The organism is Streptomyces sp. NPDC079167 (assembly GCF_040686735.1).
Lineage (GTDB): Bacteria > Actinomycetota > Actinomycetes > Streptomycetales > Streptomycetaceae > Streptomyces.
Map to the genome: position 1 here is coordinate 671,039 of NZ_JBFBLO010000001.1, position 17,319 is coordinate 688,357.

General features: G+C 71.7%; 17 protein-coding genes and 1 pseudogene. 7 read left to right on the top strand and 11 right to left on the bottom strand.

Annotation, left to right across the window (positions count from 1 at the left end; all coding sequences use genetic code 11):
• Window positions 1-6: 6 nt before the first annotated feature.
• Window positions 7-897 carry an ABC transporter permease gene (locus tag AB0P41_RS03090; protein ID WP_356708172.1) on the bottom strand — a complete coding sequence of 297 codons (891 nt, stop codon included), beginning with the start codon at window positions 895-897 and terminating at the stop codon, window positions 7-9.
• Complete coding sequence (locus tag AB0P41_RS03095) at window positions 894-3,623, bottom strand: alpha/beta fold hydrolase (RefSeq protein ID WP_365929716.1); 2,730 nt, start codon at window positions 3,621-3,623, stop codon at window positions 894-896. The genes AB0P41_RS03090 and AB0P41_RS03095 overlap by 4 nt, the downstream gene beginning before the upstream one ends.
• A 131-nt stretch (window positions 3,624-3,754) precedes the next feature.
• Here AB0P41_RS03095 and AB0P41_RS03100 point away from each other — a divergent pair, with 131 nt between their 5' ends.
• Together AB0P41_RS03100 and AB0P41_RS03105 are read left to right on the top strand one after the other, a co-directional pair.
• Window positions 3,755-4,189 carry a GNAT family N-acetyltransferase gene (locus tag AB0P41_RS03100; RefSeq protein WP_365929718.1) on the top strand — a complete coding sequence of 145 codons (435 nt, stop codon included), beginning with the start codon at window positions 3,755-3,757 and terminating at the stop codon, window positions 4,187-4,189.
• A 90-nt stretch (window positions 4,190-4,279) separates the two neighbouring features.
• A pseudogene (locus AB0P41_RS03105) lies at window positions 4,280-4,915 on the top strand (phosphatase PAP2 family protein); the annotation flags it as partial.
• 33 nt (window positions 4,916-4,948) lie between these two features.
• Here the strand turns inward: AB0P41_RS03105 and AB0P41_RS03110 are convergent.
• Together AB0P41_RS03110 and AB0P41_RS03115 are read right to left on the bottom strand one after the other, a co-directional pair.
• Window positions 4,949-5,632 (bottom strand): response regulator transcription factor, encoded by a 684-nt coding sequence (locus tag AB0P41_RS03110; protein ID WP_365929721.1) that lies wholly within the window; start codon window positions 5,630-5,632, stop codon window positions 4,949-4,951.
• Window positions 5,633-5,639: 7 nt separating this feature from the next.
• Complete coding sequence (locus AB0P41_RS03115; RefSeq protein WP_365929723.1) at window positions 5,640-7,067, bottom strand: histidine kinase; 1,428 nt, start codon at window positions 7,065-7,067, stop codon at window positions 5,640-5,642.
• Window positions 7,068-7,172: 105 nt separating this feature from the next.
• Here AB0P41_RS03115 and AB0P41_RS03120 point away from each other — a divergent pair, with 105 nt between their 5' ends.
• Window positions 7,173-7,727 carry a hypothetical protein gene (locus AB0P41_RS03120; protein WP_356708806.1) on the top strand — a complete coding sequence of 185 codons (555 nt, stop codon included), beginning with the start codon at window positions 7,173-7,175 and terminating at the stop codon, window positions 7,725-7,727.
• Here the strand turns inward: AB0P41_RS03120 and AB0P41_RS03125 are convergent.
• Genes AB0P41_RS03125 through AB0P41_RS03135 form a run of 3 tightly spaced genes read right to left on the bottom strand, consistent with a single transcriptional unit; the run spans window position 7,693 to window position 9,382 of the window.
• Window positions 7,693-8,298 carry a DUF4291 domain-containing protein gene (locus AB0P41_RS03125; protein ID WP_356708178.1) on the bottom strand — a complete coding sequence of 202 codons (606 nt, stop codon included), beginning with the start codon at window positions 8,296-8,298 and terminating at the stop codon, window positions 7,693-7,695. The two genes, AB0P41_RS03120 and AB0P41_RS03125, sit on opposite strands and share 35 nt — an antisense overlap.
• A 45-nt stretch (window positions 8,299-8,343) precedes the next feature.
• The gene (locus tag AB0P41_RS03130; RefSeq protein WP_365929726.1) at window positions 8,344-8,559 is read right to left on the bottom strand and encodes a DUF397 domain-containing protein; all 216 of its coding nucleotides are present in this window, start codon (window positions 8,557-8,559) and stop codon (window positions 8,344-8,346) included.
• Window positions 8,465-9,382 (bottom strand): helix-turn-helix transcriptional regulator, encoded by a 918-nt coding sequence (locus AB0P41_RS03135; RefSeq protein ID WP_365929728.1) that lies wholly within the window; start codon window positions 9,380-9,382, stop codon window positions 8,465-8,467. Before AB0P41_RS03135 ends, AB0P41_RS03130 begins: the two co-directional genes overlap by 95 nt.
• 158 nt (window positions 9,383-9,540) lie before the next feature.
• Here AB0P41_RS03135 and AB0P41_RS03140 point away from each other — a divergent pair, with 158 nt between their 5' ends.
• The 4 genes from AB0P41_RS03140 (at window position 9,541) to AB0P41_RS03155 (ending at window position 11,908) form a co-directional block, all read left to right on the top strand.
• On the top strand, window positions 9,541-9,681 hold the full coding sequence (locus tag AB0P41_RS03140; RefSeq protein ID WP_365929729.1) for a hypothetical protein: 141 nt from the start codon (window positions 9,541-9,543) through the stop codon (window positions 9,679-9,681).
• Window positions 9,682-9,707: 26 nt separating this feature from the next.
• A complete protein-coding gene (locus AB0P41_RS03145; RefSeq protein WP_365929731.1) occupies window positions 9,708-10,322 on the top strand; it encodes a hypothetical protein in 615 nt (204 codons plus the stop codon).
• Window positions 10,323-10,350: 28 nt separating this feature from the next.
• Window positions 10,351-10,797, top strand: coding sequence for an SUKH-3 domain-containing protein (locus AB0P41_RS03150; RefSeq protein ID WP_365929733.1), 447 nt, complete (start codon window positions 10,351-10,353; stop codon window positions 10,795-10,797).
• A gap of 154 nt (window positions 10,798-10,951) precedes the next feature.
• Entirely contained in the window at window positions 10,952-11,908 is a 957-nt protein-coding gene (locus tag AB0P41_RS03155) for a hypothetical protein (protein ID WP_365929735.1), read from the top strand.
• Here AB0P41_RS03155 and AB0P41_RS03160 read toward each other — a convergent pair whose 3' ends face one another.
• Genes AB0P41_RS03160 through iolB form a run of 4 tightly spaced genes read right to left on the bottom strand, consistent with a single transcriptional unit; the run spans window position 11,909 to window position 17,299 of the window.
• A complete protein-coding gene (locus AB0P41_RS03160; RefSeq protein ID WP_365929737.1) occupies window positions 11,909-12,952 on the bottom strand; it encodes an aminoglycoside phosphotransferase family protein in 1,044 nt (347 codons plus the stop codon).
• A 42-nt stretch (window positions 12,953-12,994) separates the two neighbouring features.
• Entirely contained in the window at window positions 12,995-14,494 is a 1,500-nt protein-coding gene (locus tag AB0P41_RS03165) for a CoA-acylating methylmalonate-semialdehyde dehydrogenase (protein ID WP_365929739.1), read from the bottom strand.
• 13 nt (window positions 14,495-14,507) lie between these two features.
• On the bottom strand, window positions 14,508-16,424 hold the full coding sequence (gene iolD / locus AB0P41_RS03170) for a 3D-(3,5/4)-trihydroxycyclohexane-1,2-dione acylhydrolase (decyclizing) (protein ID WP_356708194.1): 1,917 nt from the start codon (window positions 16,422-16,424) through the stop codon (window positions 14,508-14,510).
• Window positions 16,421-17,299: a 5-deoxy-glucuronate isomerase gene (gene iolB, locus AB0P41_RS03175; protein WP_365929742.1), complete on the bottom strand. Its 879-nt coding sequence runs from the start codon at window positions 17,297-17,299 to the stop codon at window positions 16,421-16,423. The genes iolD and iolB overlap by 4 nt, the downstream gene beginning before the upstream one ends.
• Window positions 17,300-17,319 lie beyond the last annotated feature (20 nt).

Below are 17,319 nucleotides of genomic sequence, written 5' to 3' on the forward strand. Positions count from 1 at the left end.
CGAGGGTCAGGACACGATGTCCTTACGGCTGAACCCGCGGAAGGCGAAGGCGAACAGGATCAGGGCATAGGTCACCGATACGGCCGCGCCCTTCACCATCCCGCCCCAGGCGAGGTCGGGCTGGAGCGCGTCCGCCCAGGCGAACTGCCAGTGCGCGGGCAGGAACTCACGCCAGGTGCCGAGTGCGGTGACCGCGTCCAGGACATTGCCGACGATGGTCAGCCCGACCGCGCCTCCCACCGCGCCGAGCGGTGCGTCCGTCCTCGTCGACAGCCAGAACGCCAGCCCAGCGGTGACGAGTTGGGAGACGAAGACGAAGGCGACGACGAGGGCGAGGCGCGGCACGGTGTCCGATGTGGTGAGCGCGCCCCCGGTGGGAAGCTTCAGCGGCCCCCAGCCGTACGCCGCCGCTCCCGCGCCCAGGGCGACGAGCGGCAGCAGCACCATCGCTGCGAGGCTGAAGCCGAGCGCCACGACGAGCTTGCTCCACAGCAGCCTGGTCCGGGGGACGGGCGCCGCGAGCAGGTAGCGCAGTGAGGACCAGCTGGCCTCGGAGGCGACGGTGTCCCCGCAGAACAGGGCGACGGGCACCACGAGCAGGAAGCCGGCGGAGACGAAGAGGCAGGTCGCCGCGAAGTTCGCGGCGGACTCCGTCGCCACGTCCATGAGGTTGATGCGCGAACCGCCGCCTCCCCCACCGCCCTCGCCGCCGCCGGGGGTGCCGCCGACCGCGAAGGCGATGATCAGGACGAACGGCAGTGCTGCCAGCACCCCGAACATGAGCAGGGTGCGCCGCCTGCGCAGCTGCCTCATCGCCTCCACGCGCAGCGGCAGGGTGCGGCGGGCACGGTAGCCGGGGGCTTCGGCGAGTGCCTGGATCTCAGTTGCGGAGCTCATGCGGATCCTTGGGAGATGAGGGTGAGGAACGCGTCCTCCAGGCGGCGGTGCGGCCCGACACCCGTCACCGGCACGTCGAGACGGACCAGGTCGGCGACCAGCTGCGCGGCCGTGGCGCCGTCGAGGCGGACCAGCAGCCCGTGGCCGTCGTCGAGGCGGACGGCTGAGCCGATGCCCGGCAGTTCGGCCACCTTGTCCACGAGTGGTCCGGCCACCTCGGTGCCCGTGGTGACGAGCAGCATGTCGCCGGAACCGGTGATCTCGGCGACCGGGCCGGCCTGGACGAGCCGGCCCCGGTCCATGACCACCAGGTGCGTGCAGGACTGCTCCACCTCGGAGAGGAGGTGGCTGGAGACGATCACGGTGCGGCCCCCGGCCGCGTACCGGATCATCACGTCCCGCATCTCGCGGATCTGGGGCGGGTCGAGGCCGTTGGTCGGTTCGTCGAGGATGAGGAGGTCCGGCATGCCGAGCATGGCCTGGGCGATCGCCAGCCGCTGCCGCATGCCCTGGGAGTACGTGCGCACGGCGCGGGCCAGGGCGTCACCGAGCCCGGCGATCTCCAGGGCCTCGTCGATGTGGGCGTCCTCGGCGGGCCGCCCGGTGGCCTGCCAGTACAGCTCCAGGTTGGAGCGGCCGGACAGGTGCGGGAGGAATCCGGCGCCTTCGACGAACGAGCCGACGCGGGACAGCACAGGGGCCCCGGGGCGGATCGCGTGCCCGAAGACGCGGATCTCACCGGCGTCGGGGGTGATGAGCCCCATCAGCATCCGCAGGGTGGTGGTCTTGCCAGCGCCGTTCGGCCCGAGGAGGCCGAGGACCTGCCCCTTCTCGACGCGGAAGCCGAGGTCGCGGACGGCGTACCGGTCACTGGACCTGGCGTACTTCTTGGACAGCCCGGTGATCTGCAGCGGTACGCCGGTCAGCGCCGGGTCGGGGGCGGGGGCCGCGGTGCGCCGGCGTGCGGTGAGCAGGACGGCGGCGGCGATGACGAGTCCGGCCGCCGGGAGTCCCCAGGTCCACCAGGGCAGCGTGGCCGCGGCGGTCTTCACGGCGGGCGCCGTGGGGACGGTCAGGGGTCCGTCGAGGGAGACGGTGTACGTCGCGGGCTCGGCGGGTGAGGCGTAGGCGAGGTCGGTCGCGGAGAGGACGAGGCGGAGGCTGTGCCCGGCCTCGACCTCGTGGTCGACGGCGGGCAGGGTCAGCTCGACTGGCTTGCCCTGCTCGTCGGGGGTGATCCGGTACGGGGAGACCAGCTGGGAGGGCAGAACCTGCTGCTTCCCGTCCGGCGAGACATCGTAGACCTTGCCGAAGAGCACGGCGTCGCCCTGGTCCGCCTTCACGTTCACGCGGACGGTCGGCGACCCGGTGACGTGCACGGCGCTGTCCAGCGGGGCGGAGTCGAAGCGGGCGTACTGCCCGGGGAAGTCGAGGGAGAAGCCGACGCCGAGCGAGGACAGCTGGGAGAGGCCGCCTCCGATGCCGGGGACGGCGGAGATGGAGGGCGGGTTGGCGCCGGCGGGGTTGCGGAAGGTCTGCGTCAGGTTCTTGGCGGGGGCGCTCTGCCCGCCGCCGGTCCCGGGCCGGTCCATGGCACCGCCCGTCGTGGCCGGCTGCCCTGCGCCGGTGAGAGGGATCTCCCGTCCGCCGCTGTTCAGGCCGGGGTACGTGTCGCTGCTGGCGCCGCGCTTCAGGGCGGCGCCGTCGGTGGAGTCGACGCCGCCGGTCCGGGTCACGCGGAACCCGGGCCCGGTGTCGGCGCCCTCGTCCTTCTTCAGGTACCGGTCGAACCAGTCGCCGATCCGGCCCTCGACGCGGTCGCCCTCGTCGTCCCCTCCGTCGTGCCCGCCCGCGATCCAGTCGACGGAGACGGGTGCGCCGTTGGCCTTGACGGCCTTGGCCATGGCGTCGGACTGGCCGAGCGGGAACAGGGAGTCGCTCTGGCCCTGGAGGATGAGCACGGGCACGTCGATCCGGTCGGCCACGGCCTCGGGGGAACGTTCCGTCAGCAGCGCGCGGGCGGCTGCGTCCGGTTTGCCGCTGACGGCGACCCGCTCGTACATCTCGCACAACTGCTTCTGGAACTTCTGGCAGCCGCCGCCGGAGCTGACGAAGATCCCGGCCCAGAGTTTCTTGAAGACCCCGTCCGGGAAGAGCGCGTCGGCGAGGTTCCAGTAGCTGATCACCGGTGCGATGGCGTCGACCCGGTCGTCGTGCCCGGCGGCCAGCAGCGACACGGCACCACCGTACGAAGCGCCGGTGACCCCGACACGCGGGTCGCCCTTCGCGTCGAGCTGCACCTCGGGCCGGCCGGCCAGCCAGTCGATGAGGCCGGACACGTCCTTGACCTCGCCGTCCGGCGCGTTGAGCGTGATCTCGCCGGTCGTCCTCCCGAATCCGCGGGCGGACCAGGTCATCACGGCGTACCCGTCGGCGGCCAGCTTCTCGGCCTGGGCGCGCACATCGTTCTTGCTGCCGCCGAAGCCGTGCCCGATGAGGACGGCGGGCCGGGGCCGCGTGCCCCCGGACGTGAAGTACGAGGTGTCGACCGACACCCCGTTCATCTTCATCATCCGGTCCTGCCGGTGCACGGTCGGGGGGCTGTCGTCGGCGACGGCGGTCCAGGTACCGGCCCCCACGAGCACGGCGAGGGCGGCGACCACCGCGGCCCACCGGCCTGGGGTACGGGGCAGCCGGTGCCGCCACCGGGAAGTCGGTTTCTCCATGGCTCGACCCTAAACGGAGCGTGCGGTGCACCAGGATGCCCCCAGGGGGAACTCCCCGGCCTCCCTGAGAGGTACGGCACGGTCCGCCCGTACTCCGCATGCGGTACACCACACGCGCGAAAGGCCCCTGAGTGAACATCCGCCCCGCCACCACCACCGCCGAGCTCCTCGCCGCCGCGCGTCTCTACGACGCCGAGCCCCGCCCCGGGTGGGCGGCCCGCTTCCTCGCGGCGGACGGCCATCTGATGCTGATCGCGTACGTGGACGGTGCCCCCGCCGGATTCGTCTCGGGCATCGAGATGCTGCACCCGGACAAGGGCGCGGAGATGTGCCTGTACGAGCTCTCCGTCGACGAGCCGTACCGCCGCCGCGGCATCGGCCGGGCGCTGACGGAGGCGCTGGCGGCGGAGGCCCGGGAGCGGGGCTGTTACGGCATGTGGGTCGGGGTGGAGCGCGACAACGAGGCGGCCCTCGCCACCTACCGCTCATCGGGGGCGGCGGACGACGGGGTGTTCGCCATGCTGACCTGGGAGTTCAGCGGTACGGGCGCCCCCGGCGCGGCGTGAGACCGTTCCCCCACCCCTGACGAACGTCGCATACGTGGCCTGCCGTTCGGCCCGGGTGCCGGGCCCGCGGCCACTCGTACGTTCTGCGGCATGACGAACCCACATCCCCGGGCCGCCCGCCCGCTCGGCGCGGCAGCCCTTCTCGCATCGGCCGGCGGCGCCGTCGCGCTCCTGTCACCGGGCGGGCTCGGCCGGGCCGAGCCCACCGAGGTGACCCAGGGTGTCTCCGTGTCCGCGTACCGGTGGCTGACGGAGACTGTCGCGGACGCGCCCGACCTCCTCGCTCATCTCCTGGAACCGGTCACCGAGCTCACCCTGATCGCCCTGGGCCTGTTGCTGCTCCTGCTCGGGTGGACGGCCGTCCGCCGCAGGGACGCACGCCTGGCTGCCGGCACGGTCCTGACCGGCGTCGGGACCGTCGCGGCGTACGCCGTCAGCGAGGCGCTAAAGCTGGTGGCCGACGAGGAACGCCCCTGCCGGGCCGTGTCCGGGGTCGAGGCGGTGGCCGCGTGCCCGGAGGCAGGCGACTGGTCGTTCCCCAGCAACCACGCCACACTGGCCGCCGCTCTGGCGACGGGGCTTGCGGTCCGGCGGCCTCGTCTGGCCGCCGTGACCGTGCCGCTGGCCGTGGCGGCGGCGCTGCTGCGTGTCCTGACCGGGGTCCACTACCCGCACGACGTACTGGCGGGGGCGCTGCTGGGCGCGGCCGTGGTGGCCGCGCTCCTGATCGTGGCGCAACGGCCGGTGGAGCGGGCCGCGTCAGCCGTTCTCCGTCGTGTGCGCGGGCACGACACCCGCCTCATGGGCCATGACGGCAGCGGCGGCCCGGTTCTCCACCCCGAGACGCGACAGGACGGAGCTGACATGCGCCTTGACGGTCCCCTCCACCACGTGGAGCCGCCGGGCGATCTGCCCGTTGGACAGTCCGCTGCCGAGGAACGACAGCACCTCGCGTTCCCTGGGAGTCAGCCCGGCGACCTTCTCCCGGGCGGCGGCCCGGCGCCCGGCCCGGTCCCCGGCTCCGCCGGACGCGAGGTGCGCGACCACGCGCGCGGCGACCTTCGGTGACAGATAGGCGGCGCCGTCGGCCACCGCCCGTACGCCCGCGAGGAGTTCCTCGGGCTCGCCCGACTTGATCAGGAAGCCGGCGGCCCCGCAGCCGAGCGCCCGGAGGATGTAGTCGTCCTCACCGAACGTCGTCAGCATGACGATGCCGGTGCCGGGAACGGTCCGGCTGATGTCCGCCGCGGCGTCGATGCCGTCGGTCCTCGGCATCCGTACGTCGAGCACGGCCACGTCGGGGCGGTGCAGCCGCACGAGCTCCACCGCCTCGTGGCCGTCACCCGCCTCGGCGACGATCTCGATGTCCGGGTCGGTGGACAGCACGGCCCGGACACCGGCCCGGATCATCGGCTCGTCGTCGGCGATCAGCACCCTGGTCATCGCGCGCTCACCCGGTCAGGGCGTCGAGCGAGACCAGCGTGTCGTCGCGGAAGCAGAGCCGGTAGGCGTCCCCGGACCGGCTGTCGAAGCGGTCGGCCGTCATCGCGTAGTACTCGCACGTCACTCCTCGTCCCTCGGGGCGCTCGCCACCGGAGGGCCGGTGGACCGACTGCCGGTCCGGCAGCACCCGCCGCACCTCCGCACGATCCTGCCCCACCCGGAGCCGGGCGTAGTCACCCGGATCGAGGGTCGAGCGTGCCGCCGCCACCATGTCCCACCCCGTCACCGCCGCACCCAGGACCGCGCCCGCGCCCAGCGGGGCCAGGAGCGCGGCGGCCAGGGTGCGGCCCGTACGGCGCCGTGCCCTGCGGAACTCCGCCGGCGCCCCGGCCGAGGGCTCAGATGTACGACGGTCCGGCAGCCGCGCCGGAAGACGGTGCGGCAACCGGGCGGACACGGCGAAGCCGCCTTCGCGGGGGCCGTGCTCGAAGGTTCCGCCGGCGAGCCTGACCCGTTCGTCGAGCCCGATGAGCCCCCGGCCTCCCTGCCCCGGCAGCCGCCCGGCCGGGGGCTTCGCGGGACCGTTGACGACGGCCACCTCGCTCTCGGTCTCCGTGTGCCTGACCTGGACGGTGGCCATCGCGCCGGGCGCGTGCCTGGCCACATTGGTCAGTGCTTCCTGCACGACCCGGTGCACGGCCCGTGCGACGACGGGAGGTAGCCCGTCCGCCTCGCCGTCCACCCGCAGTTCGACCCGCAGCCCGGACTCGGCCGCATCGCCGACCAGTTCGGCCAGCTCCGCGCCGTGCGGCCGCAACGGCGGCGGTTCCTCGTGGCCGCTCAGGACGCCGACCACTTCGCCCAGGCGCTCGACCGCCGTGGCCGCCCGTGCCCTGATGTCCTTGGCGGCCCGTCGCTGCTGGTCGTCGAGCCCGGGGGCCAACTGGAGAGCGCCCGCGGACAGGGCGATCAGGCTGAGGTCGTGACCGAGCACGTCGTGCATGTCCTGCGCGATACGGGCCCGCTCCGCCAGCCGGGCCTGTTCGGCCACCAGCTGCCGCTCCCGCCCCAGCCGTTCGGCCTTCTCCCACCCGGCCCGGGCCAGCTCCTGGTACTGCCGCCAGAACCGCCCCGCGAACCAGGGCAGCAGGACGCCCAGGACCATCACCCCGACGAACCGGGTACCGAGCGCGAGCAGGGGCGGCACCAGCGAGACGGCCACCACACCGGCGGCGAGCACGGCGGCCAGCGAGCAGAGCACCGCTCCGGTACGCCCGGGGCCGCGCCCTGCCAGGAACGCGGCGACCACGGTCGGCGCGGCCCACCAGGGGCTCACCAGACTCAGCCCCCCGAACAAGGCCACAGCCACGGGCACCAGGACAGCCGCCACACGGTCCCCGCTCACGTTCCGGCGCGGAATCAGGTTCAGGTTCACCGGCCCGACGGTACGGAACCCGGGGCCCGTCCGGCACTGCCGAAAGTCATGGTCGCGACCACGAATTCGATGGCGGCGGTACGGGTCCGCTGTCAGGCTTCCGCCATGAACCCGCAGCGTCCGGAAGTCCTTCTCATCGGCGGCCGGGCCGGCGTCGGCAAGACGACGGTCGGCTGGGAGATCTCGGACCGCCTGCGAGCGGCCGGGATCGCGCACGCGATCCTTGAGGGCGACTACCTGGGCCAGGTGCATCCCGCCCCCGCCGACGATCCCCACCGCTCGGCGATCACCGAGGCCAACCTGACGGCGATGTGGCGGAACTTCGCGGCACTCGGCCATCACCGTCTGGTCTACACGAACACGGTGAGCGTGCTGCCCGGCTCGACCTCCATGTTCGAGCGAGCGATGGGCCCCGGCGTACGCGTCGTCCGGGCCCTGCTCACCGCTTCGGACGCCACGGCGGTGGCCCGGCTCTCGGCCCGGGAGATCGGCTCCGCCCTCGACCGCGAGATCGCGGGCAGTGCGCGCAAGGCCCGGCTCCTGGACGAGCAGGCGCCGCCCGACGTTGTCCGGGTGACCACGGACGGCCGGACGGTGGTGGAGATCGCCTCGGACGTGCTGGAGCTCACGGGCTGGCGGGAGCCGGGCGAGGAGCACTGAGGTCGAGCGGTGTCTCCACCGGCAACAGGGCGGCGGCCTTCTCCCGCTCTCCCGCCCGGACCGCCGCGTGCACCTCGCGTGCGAGCGGCGTGACATCGCGTACGGACACGGTCCACTCGTCGGCGTACCGCCGGGCGGCCTCCCCGGAGAGTCCGAGCTGGAGCGAGCGGTACGGGAGCGGGTTCAGGTCGAGATCGCGCTCGGGGTCCCACTGGACGCGGGCGGGGGCGGACCGCAACGCCCGCTTCCACGCACCCTGGTCCTCGTGCACTCCCCTCACGTAGTGGGAGAGTTCGGCGTTCTCCAGCGCCCAGGCGAAGCCGTCACGGACGATCTCGACGGCGAGCACGGTCTCCTGGCCTTCCTTCGTACCCCAGCCACAGCGGTACATCATCCACAGGAAGCTCGGCTTGATCCAGGTCATGCGGTCGCGCTTCCAGGCCGACGGGAAGCGCCCGTCACGGGCGGCGGGCAGTCCGATGGCCGGCCGGTAGGCCTGGTACACGGTGACGGTGGACTCGGTGTGCTGCGCGCGGATCTCGTAACGGGGCGGGTGTGTCCGGTCGTTCATAGGCCCAGGATGCGGGCCCCGGCGCCCCGCAGCACCTGGTTTTCCCTACGTGGTACGGCCCGCGCCGACGTCTCCGATGAACGCGGACCACGCATCGGCCCCGAATATCAGCGTCGGGCCGTCCGGCACCTTGCTGTCACGGACGGGCAGCCCGCCGGGGTACCCGTCAGCGACTTCCACGCAGTCGCCGCCCTGCGTGTTGCTGTAGCTGGACTTGCGCCAAGCGGCGGCGTGCAGAGCGACCGGGGGGACGAGCGTCACGGTTGAGGTCCTCCAGAACGGAACGGATCATGGTGGCCGACGCACGTGGCGACAGCGCAAGGCTTAGCAAGTAATCGAATGCTAAGGCGTATTCGGCAACCGCCACACCGTGCTCGATCAACTCCCCCGAGTGCGATCCCTCCAGGTATGCGACATCGGCACGCGACGCGAATGACAGCACGGTTGCCGATCCATCAAGCAGTGGGTGGGCGCCCGCGCTGAACGGCAGCACTTGCAGGGTGATCTCGTTGCGGGACTCGGCAACGTCGAGGAGATGCTTCAACTGGGCGGACATGACCGACGGTTGCTCCACCACCCGATGAAGCACCGCTTCGTCCAGTACCGCCCACAGCACGGGAGGCTTGCTCCTGCCCAAGATTTGCTGACGCGCCATCCGCGCGGCAAGCAGCTTGTCGAGCCCGTCTCCCACACTTGGCCGCGCGACGCTCAGAAGCCCTCGCGCATACCCCTCGGTCTGAAGCAGGCCAGGCACCGAGTGCGCCGCATACTTCCGGATCTTGGTCGCCTTCGGTTCCAGATTGACGTACCGGATGGCCCAGTTGGGGATCGGCGTCCGCACCACGTGCTGCCACAGGTCCATCAGGTCACCGTCGGCCTTGAGCAGCCGGTCAAGGGCCTCGGCCACGTCGAATACTGGCGTCTCGTTGCCCAGTTCGAACTGCGCGATGCGGCTGTGGGCGATCGGGATCATGTTTCCCAGTTCCCGCTGCGTCCAGCCCGCCTTCATACGGAGCTTGCGGAGCATCGAGCCGTACAGCGCTTCCAGCGACTGGGTCGGGTCCAGCTTCTTCGGTGCGGGCACAGCGGCCACCCGTTTTCACTTGGCGTCTCGAAAACAACTACTCCTGGTGATCGTATCGATACGGACCGATGCTCAGTGATGGAACAGTCAGAGACCGACCCGTCGAGGAGTACCGCACGTGATCTCTGCGTCTGGACGTCCCGTCACTCGTCAGCCCGATGTCACAGCCGCTGATCGACCTGGGTCGATGCAACCTCGCCACAACGCGCCGGCTGACCGCCGCGCTCCGGCAGCGGAGGGCGGAACTGGTCGCCAAGGTCCGCGAGGCCAACAAGCAGAGCACCAGCAGGCCCGTCTGACAGGGACGATGGGCCAGACTCAACGCATGGACGTCCCCGCGCTGCTGGAAGCCGCTTTTCTGCTGGTCCCCGAGAGGGCCGCCACCGAGAACGACATCACGGTGAACGACGTCTGGGACTACCTCACTCAGGACGAGTGGGAAGTGGCCCTCGGTCTGCTGGAAGAGCTCGGTGACGTCCAACCGCTCCCCCTCAGCTTCTGGGAAACCCTGGCCACCGCAGCTGAACAGATGCGGCTGGTCAGGAGCGCGGCCTGGTGCGACTGGCGCTGCTACGAGGCGCGCAACGGCACAATCCGAGCCGACCTCACCCTCCGCCCTGCTGCCGAGGCGCGTCGGAAGACGGCCATCCCCGGGGCCGGCGTCCTGCGGCCGATGTGGGACATCGGGAACCGGTCTCCGGCCGGTGATCCGGCCGTCAACATAGCCCGGCTCTGGGTGGAATTCATGCCACTTCTGGAACCGGGCGGACAAGCCTCGGTGCGGCTTGCCCCTCTCGACCCCTCACAGTGGCAGCACCTTGAGCCGGGCCAGGTGATCATCATGCACGAGGACGGGTCCGTGGCGGGCACGGCGGTCGTCCTGGAGATCCGTCGAACGGGGCCCGGCAACACATCGAAGGCCGGGCGCTCGGCGGTCTGACATGCCCGTTCTTTTCACGATCGAAGAAGTGGACGCCTGGCTGACAGAGGCCGGGTGGTACCCAGGGCGCAATGTCGGAGAGGAGGCAGACCGAGCAATTACGGCCGCCGTCGAGCGATACCGATCCTACGGCGTGGAGATCTCACCCTCCGGCCCTGCTCTCGCCTTCATCCGGGAGCACGCGTTCCTTCGGGCCGTCATCGACACCGCACCGGGGAATCTCGCCATCTTCACGCCCCATCTGGTCTTCAAGGGAGACGCAGAGGAAATCTCCGAGCTCGCCGCAGACCTCGGCGTGCAGCTTTTTCCGGTGGGCTACGACACCTATGACGGTTCCACCCTGCTCATCGACGGGAGCGGGCGCTTCTTCCTCTGTCATCACACGGGGGCCTACTACCTCGGGCGCGAAAAATACGAGGCAATGATGAGCCTCATGAGCAGTGACATGGACGATGCGGAGAACTACTTTGTCTGAGCCCTTTCCCGGAGCGGCGGCGCCCCCCATGACCCGCACCACCCCGCCTCGCCCCCTCGACGTGGAAGCGGCTTTCCCCGCCCTCGCGGCCCACCGGCGTACAGCCACCCGCTTGCACCCACGTCATGGCTCACCAGGGGCACACGACAATTCGGTGGCGGGCCCCCTGCTCTGGCCGGCCGACGAACCGTGGCCGGTGTGCACCGCAGTGCACCCGAAGGGCAGGGGCCACCTCCTCTCCGACGTGCGGCTGAGCCGTCGGATCCAGCGGGAGGCCAGGGGACGGGAGTACACCGAGGACGAGCAGCGCCTGCTCAGCGGCATGAGCGAGGGCAACCACGACCCTGACCTTCGTGACGACGACCCGTTGCCGATGCTGGCCGTTGCCCAGTTGTACGCACGAGACGTTCCGGACCTCGTGGGGGCGGACGGGCACGACCTGCTCCAGGTCTTCTGGTGTCCCTTCGAGGTGCACGGAGCCGACCGCACCATCGACGTCGTACTGAAGTGGCGGCGTTCGGCCGACGTCGGCTCCGTACTCACGCCGCAGCCCGAGCCGCCGGTGGCCGGCCGCGCCGAATGCGTGCCGACCACCTGCGTCGTCCACCCGGAACAGGTCGTGGAGCACGAATATCTCGGACTGCTGGACGAAGAACTCCAGGGGGAGATCGACGCGTGGGAGGAAGGGCTCCTCGGCGAGGACGACGAGAAGGACGAGGACGACTTCTCCTCTCCGGGAAGCTACGCGACATATGAGGAGTACGCAGAGGCGATGGCCGTGGCCCGAGCTGCGGAGCCTGAGGAGACCACCTACATCAGCGATCTCTCGATCGCACCCGGCTGGAAGGTCGGCGGCTTCGCCTCCTGGCACCTGACCGATCCCGCCCGGGTCGACTGCGAAGTGTGCGGGGCAACGATGCCGCCCCTGCTCACCGTGGACATGTGGGAGTGCGACGGGGCCTCACGCAGCTGGCTGCCGATCGAGGACCGCAACCCCGACCACGACCCGTACGCGACCAACCCGACCGACGTCTACCTCGGTCGTGGCCTGATGCGCGTACACACCTGCCCGGTCGACCCCGCCCACCCGCACCGCCTGAGCTTCCAGTGACTACTCCGGACGCCTCTCCGGCACCGGACGGACCGTAGGCCACCTGTCCAGGACCGCACGGCGCAGGTCCGCCGCGAGAGCTCCGAGATGCCGCAGGTCCCCGTCGTCCGAGGTCATGCCGGCGACCACCCCGAGCCGGTGCGCGAGGCGTTGGCGGGCGGTCGCCGTGCCCCAGGTCCAGTCCTCGTCCGGGAGGCGGGCCAGGTGGTCGGTGGTGCCTCGCTGGGCCCGCTGGACCAGGGCGTCGCCCCGGATCAGCCAGCCCGCGCAGGCGTCGGCGAGGCCGGTGTCCGGGAGTGGGGTGCCGGTCTCGGCGTGCCAGGACGTGCGGTAGGCGGCCTCCGCCCGCTCCAGCAGGGGACCGGACGCCCTCGTGACGCACCAGCAGGTCGGGAACCCGATGCGTAGGTAGGCGAGCTCCATCAGGCCGCTGCCCAGGGACGCCTGCTCGAAGTCGATGAACCTGACCCCGTCCGGGGTGTGCAGATCGTTGCCGGGGCACGGGTCGCCGTGGAGGAGCGCGGTCCCTTCCGCCCGGTCCAGGCGCCCAACGAGGGCGCGGAGCTCGTCCCGTACGCCTGACGGCGCGGCGACTCCGAGGGTCTCGGCCAGGGTGAGGAACGACGTGACGTCGGCACCGGTCGGGCCCTGCCAGCGGGGCAGGGCTCCCGCGTCGCCCGGCCGGGCGGTGCTGTGCAGCCTCGCGAGAGCGGCCGCGTAGTCGACGATCCAGTCGGCGGGCGGGCGGCCCTCGTCGAGGTGTTCGAGGACGAGTACCCGCTCGGCCGGATCGGTCCCGAGGATCGCCGGCACGACCGGGGTGCCGGAGGCCCGGCCGGCGATGGTCAGGGCGGCCACTTCGCGGTCGTACCGCTCGTCGGCCCCGGGGCCCGCCACCAGCTGCTTCAGCACCGCCGGGCGCCCGGCCAGCTCGATGCGCCAGACCTGCGAACGCGGGCTGCTCTCCAGGCCGACCGGATGGGCTGGCGAGCCCAGACGCGCCCTCAGGGTCTCGCCGAACGGAAGCTGCGATGCCGTCACCATGGGGTCAGTCTTCCATTCGGCGAGTTCCCTCGTGACGCCGTGTCAGTGGTTGCGGGGGAAGCCGAGGTCCACGCCCGCCGGGGCGTCGGCCGGGTCGGGCCAGCGGGTGGTGACGACCTTGCCACGGGTGTAGAAGTGCACGCCGTCGTTGCCGTAGATGTGGTGGTCGCCGAAGAGGGAGTCCTTCCAGCCACCGAAGGAGTGGTAGCCGACCGGAACCGGGATCGGGACGTTGACGCCGACCATGCCGGCCTCGATCTCCAGCTGGAAACGGCGGGCCGCCCCGCCGTCGCGGGTGAAGATCGCGGTGCCGTTGCCGAACGGCGAGGCGTTCATGAGGGCGACGCCGTCCTCGTACGTCTCGACGCGCAGGACGCACAGGACGGGGCCGAAGATCTCGTCGCGGTAGGCGTCGGAGTCCGTGGAGACGTTGTCCAGGAGGGACAGGCCGATCCAGTGGCCGTCCTCGAAGCCCTCGACCGTGTGGCCGGTGCCGTCGAGGACGACGTCGGCGCCCTGGGCGGCGGCGCCGGTGACGTAGGAGGCGACCTTGTCGCGGTGGGCGGCGGTGATCAGCGGGCCCATCTCGGAGGCCGGGTCGGTGCCGGGGCCGATCTTGATCTTCTCGGCGCGCTCGCGGATCTTCGCGACCAGCTCGTCCGCGACGGAGTTCACGGCGACGACGGCGGAGATGGCCATGCAACGCTCCCCCGCCGAGCCGTACGCGGCCGAGACCGCGGCGTCGGCCGCGGCGTCCAGGTCGGCGTCCGGGAGGACCAGCATGTGGTTCTTCGCGCCGCCGAGGGCCTGGACGCGCTTGCCGTTGGCGGAGGCGGTGGCGTGGATGTACCGGGCGATGGGGGTGGAGCCGACGAAGGAGACGGCGGCGACGTCGGGGTGGGCGAGGAGCCCGTCCACGGCGACCTTGTCACCGTGCAGGACGTTCAGCACGCCGTCGGGCAGTCCCGCCTCGGCGGCGAGCTCCGCCAGCAGGTTGGCGGCCGACGGGTCCTTCTCGCTGGGCTTGAGGACGAAGGTGTTGCCGCACGCGATGGCCAGCGGGAACATCCACATCGGCACCATGGCCGGGAAGTTGAACGGGGTGATGCCCGTGACGACGCCGAGCGGCTGCCGGATCGAGGAGACGTCGACCCGGCTGGATACCTGGGTCGACAGCTCGCCCTTGAGCTGGGTGGTGATGCCGCAGGCCAGCTCGACGATCTCCAGGCCGCGGGCGACCTCGCCCAGCGCGTCGGAGTGCACCTTGCCGTGCTCGGCGGTGATCAACGCGGCGATCTCGTCCCGGTGGGAGTCCAGCAGGGCGCGGTAGCGGAAGAGGACGGCGGTACGGGCCGAGAGCGAGGAGGTGCCCCACGTCGCGTACGCGGTCCTCGCTGCGGACACCGCGGCGTCGACCTCCTCGGTGGAGGCGAGCGCCACCTGCGTCGTGACGGCGCCGGTCGCCGGGTCGGTGACGGGACCGTGGTTGCCCGACGTGCCCTCGACGGTCTTGCCACCGATCCAGTGGTTGACGGTCTTCATGACGGGGTCTCCTTCACAGGTGGCGGCGTCGGGCTGCGATCTGCCGGTCGTACTCTTTCCTGGCCTCGACCGCCGACGGGCGGGTCGCGGTTTCGGCTACCGGAACATCCCACCACGCCTGTGCCGGGGGAGGCCCCGACACTGTGTCTGCCGTTTCGGTCTCGACGTAGACACAAGTGGGACGGTCCGCGCCGCGCGCCTTCGCGAGGGCCCCGCGCAGCTCCCCCACCGATCCGGCGCGCAGTACGTCCATGCCCAGCGAGGCGGCGTTGGCGGCGAGGTCGACGGGCAGCGGGGCGCCGGTGAACGCCCCGTCCTCGGCGCGGTGCCGGTAGGCGGTGCCGAAGCGTTCGGCGCCCACGGACTCGGAGAGGCCGCCGATGGACGCGTAACCGTGGTTCTGGAGGATGACGAGCTTGACGGGCAGGCCCTCCTGTACGGCGGTGACGATCTCGGTGGGGTTCATCAGATACGTGCCGTCGCCGACGAGCGCCCAGACGGGCCGGCCGGGCGCCGCGAGCTGGACGCCCAGGGCGGCGGGGATCTCGTATCCCATGCAGGAGTAGCCGTATTCGACGTGGTACTGGCGCGGGGAGCGGGCCCGCCACAGCTTGTGGAGGTCGCCGGGGAGGGAGCCCGCCGCGTTGATCAGGATGTCGTCCTCGGTGACCAGCTCGTCCAGCAGCCCGAGGACCTGCGCCTGGGTGGGGCGGGCGTCCGGGTCGCCGGTGGCGAAGGCCGCGTCGACGCGGCTCTCCCAGCGCTCCTTGGCCTCGGTGTACTCGCTCTCGTAGGCGGGGGCGACGCGGTGCCCGCGTGCGCCGAGGGCCTCTCCGAGGGCTTCGAGCGCGGTGCGTGCGTCCCCGACGAGGGGGAGGGCGGCGAGCTTGTGGGCGTCGAAGCCGGTGATGTTGAGGTTGAGGAAGCGGACGGCCGGGTCGGCGAAGAGGGTGCCGGACGCGGTCGTGAAGTCGGTGTAGCGGGTGCCGATCCCGATCACCAGGTCGGCCTCGCGGGCGAGCGCGTCCGCCGTGGCGGTGCCGGTGTGGCCGATGCCGCCCACGTCGGCGGGGTGGTCGTGGCGCAGGGAGCCCTTGCCGGCCTGGGTGGAGGCGACGGGGATGCGGGTGGCGGCGGAGAAGGCGGCGAGGGTCTCCTCCGCGGCACTGTGGTGGACCCCGCCGCCCGCGACGATCAGGGGGCGCCGTGCGGCGCGCACCGCGCGGACGGCCTGTTCGAGTTCGTACGGGTCGGGGGCGGGCCTGCGTACGTTCCAGACCCGCGTGGCGAAGAACTCCGCCGGCCAGTCGTACGCCTCCGCCTGCACGTCCTGCGGCAGCGCGAGCGTGACGGCGCCCGTTTCCGCCGGGTCGGCCAGGGTGCGCATGGCCTGCAGGGCGGCCGGGATCAGCGCCTCGGGGCGGGTGATCCGGTCGAAGTAGCGGGAGACGGGGCGCAGGCAGTCGTTGACCGACACGTCGCCGGTGTGGGGCACTTCGAGCTGCTGGAGCACGGGGTCGGCGGGGCGGGTCGCGAAGGTGTCGCCGGGCAGGAGCAGCACCGGCAGGTGGTTGACGGTGGCGAGCGCGGCACCGGTGACGAGGTTGGTGGCGCCGGGCCCGATGGAGGTGGTGACGGCGTGGGCGGAGAGCCGGCCCGACTGGCGTGCGTATCCGACGGCGGCGTGCACCATGGCCTGTTCGCTGCGGCCCTGGAGATACGGCATCGCGGGGCCTGCCTCGACGAGTGCCTGCCCGACGCCGGCGACGTTGCCGTGGCCGAAGATGCCCCAGGTGGCGTCGATCAGGCGGTGGCGCCGGCCGTCCCGCTCGGTGTACTGGCGGGCGAGGAAGGCGACGAGCGCCTGGGCTGTGGTGAGTCTGCGGGTGGGCTTCGAGGCCGTGCGGGGCGTGCTGCGTGGTGTGGTCACCGGGCGGCCTCCGTGCTGTGGAGCGGCAGCCGTGGGTCGACGGGCTGTTCGGGCCAGGTGTCGCGGATCCAGCGGTGGTCCGGGTGGTCGCTGATCAGCCACTCGCGCTCGCCCGGGCCCGCCATCACGTTCAGGTAGTACAGGGTGCGGCCGGGCGGGGCGATGGACGGACCGTGCCAGCCGTCGGGGATGAGGACGGCGTCACCCGTGGCGACTTCGGCGAGGACGTCCGTGCCGCCGGGGCGGGACGGCGACACCCGGTGGTAGGCGAGGCCGTCGCCCTCGACCTCGAAGTAGTAGATCTCCTCCAGCACCGACTCGGTGCCGGGGTGGTGCTCGTCGTGCTTGTGCGGGGGGTACGAGGACCAGTTCCCGCCGGGGGTGAGGACCTCGACGGCGATGAGCCGGTCGCATTCGAAGGTGTCGGCGGCGGCGAAGTTGTGCACCTGGCGCGAGCAGGCGCCGGCGCCGCGCAGCTCGACCGGTACCTCCGGCGCGGGGCCGTAGCGAGCGGGGAGTCGTCGCTCGCACTTCGCTCCTGCCAGGGCGAAGCGGCCTCCTGCGCCGGAGGCGATCTGGGCGCGGGCGTCGCGTGGGACATAGGCGAAGTCGGTCGCCGCGCTGAACACGTCTTTCCTGCCCAGCAGTTCGAAGATCTCACCTGCTGCCTGCACCGTACAGCCACCGGACAACGGCAGGATGATCCATTCACTCTCCCCGGTTACCAGGGTATGAACACCTCCCGGCCCGAGCTCCAGGACGCGCAGACTCGACCGCTCCCACCCGGCACGCCCCGGGTCGATGTCGAGGGCGTAGGGGCCGCGTCCTGCCTGCCCGGCCCTCAGGTGGTGCCTCTGCTCGTCGCTCGTCGTCATGCCCGATCCCTACCCGTCGT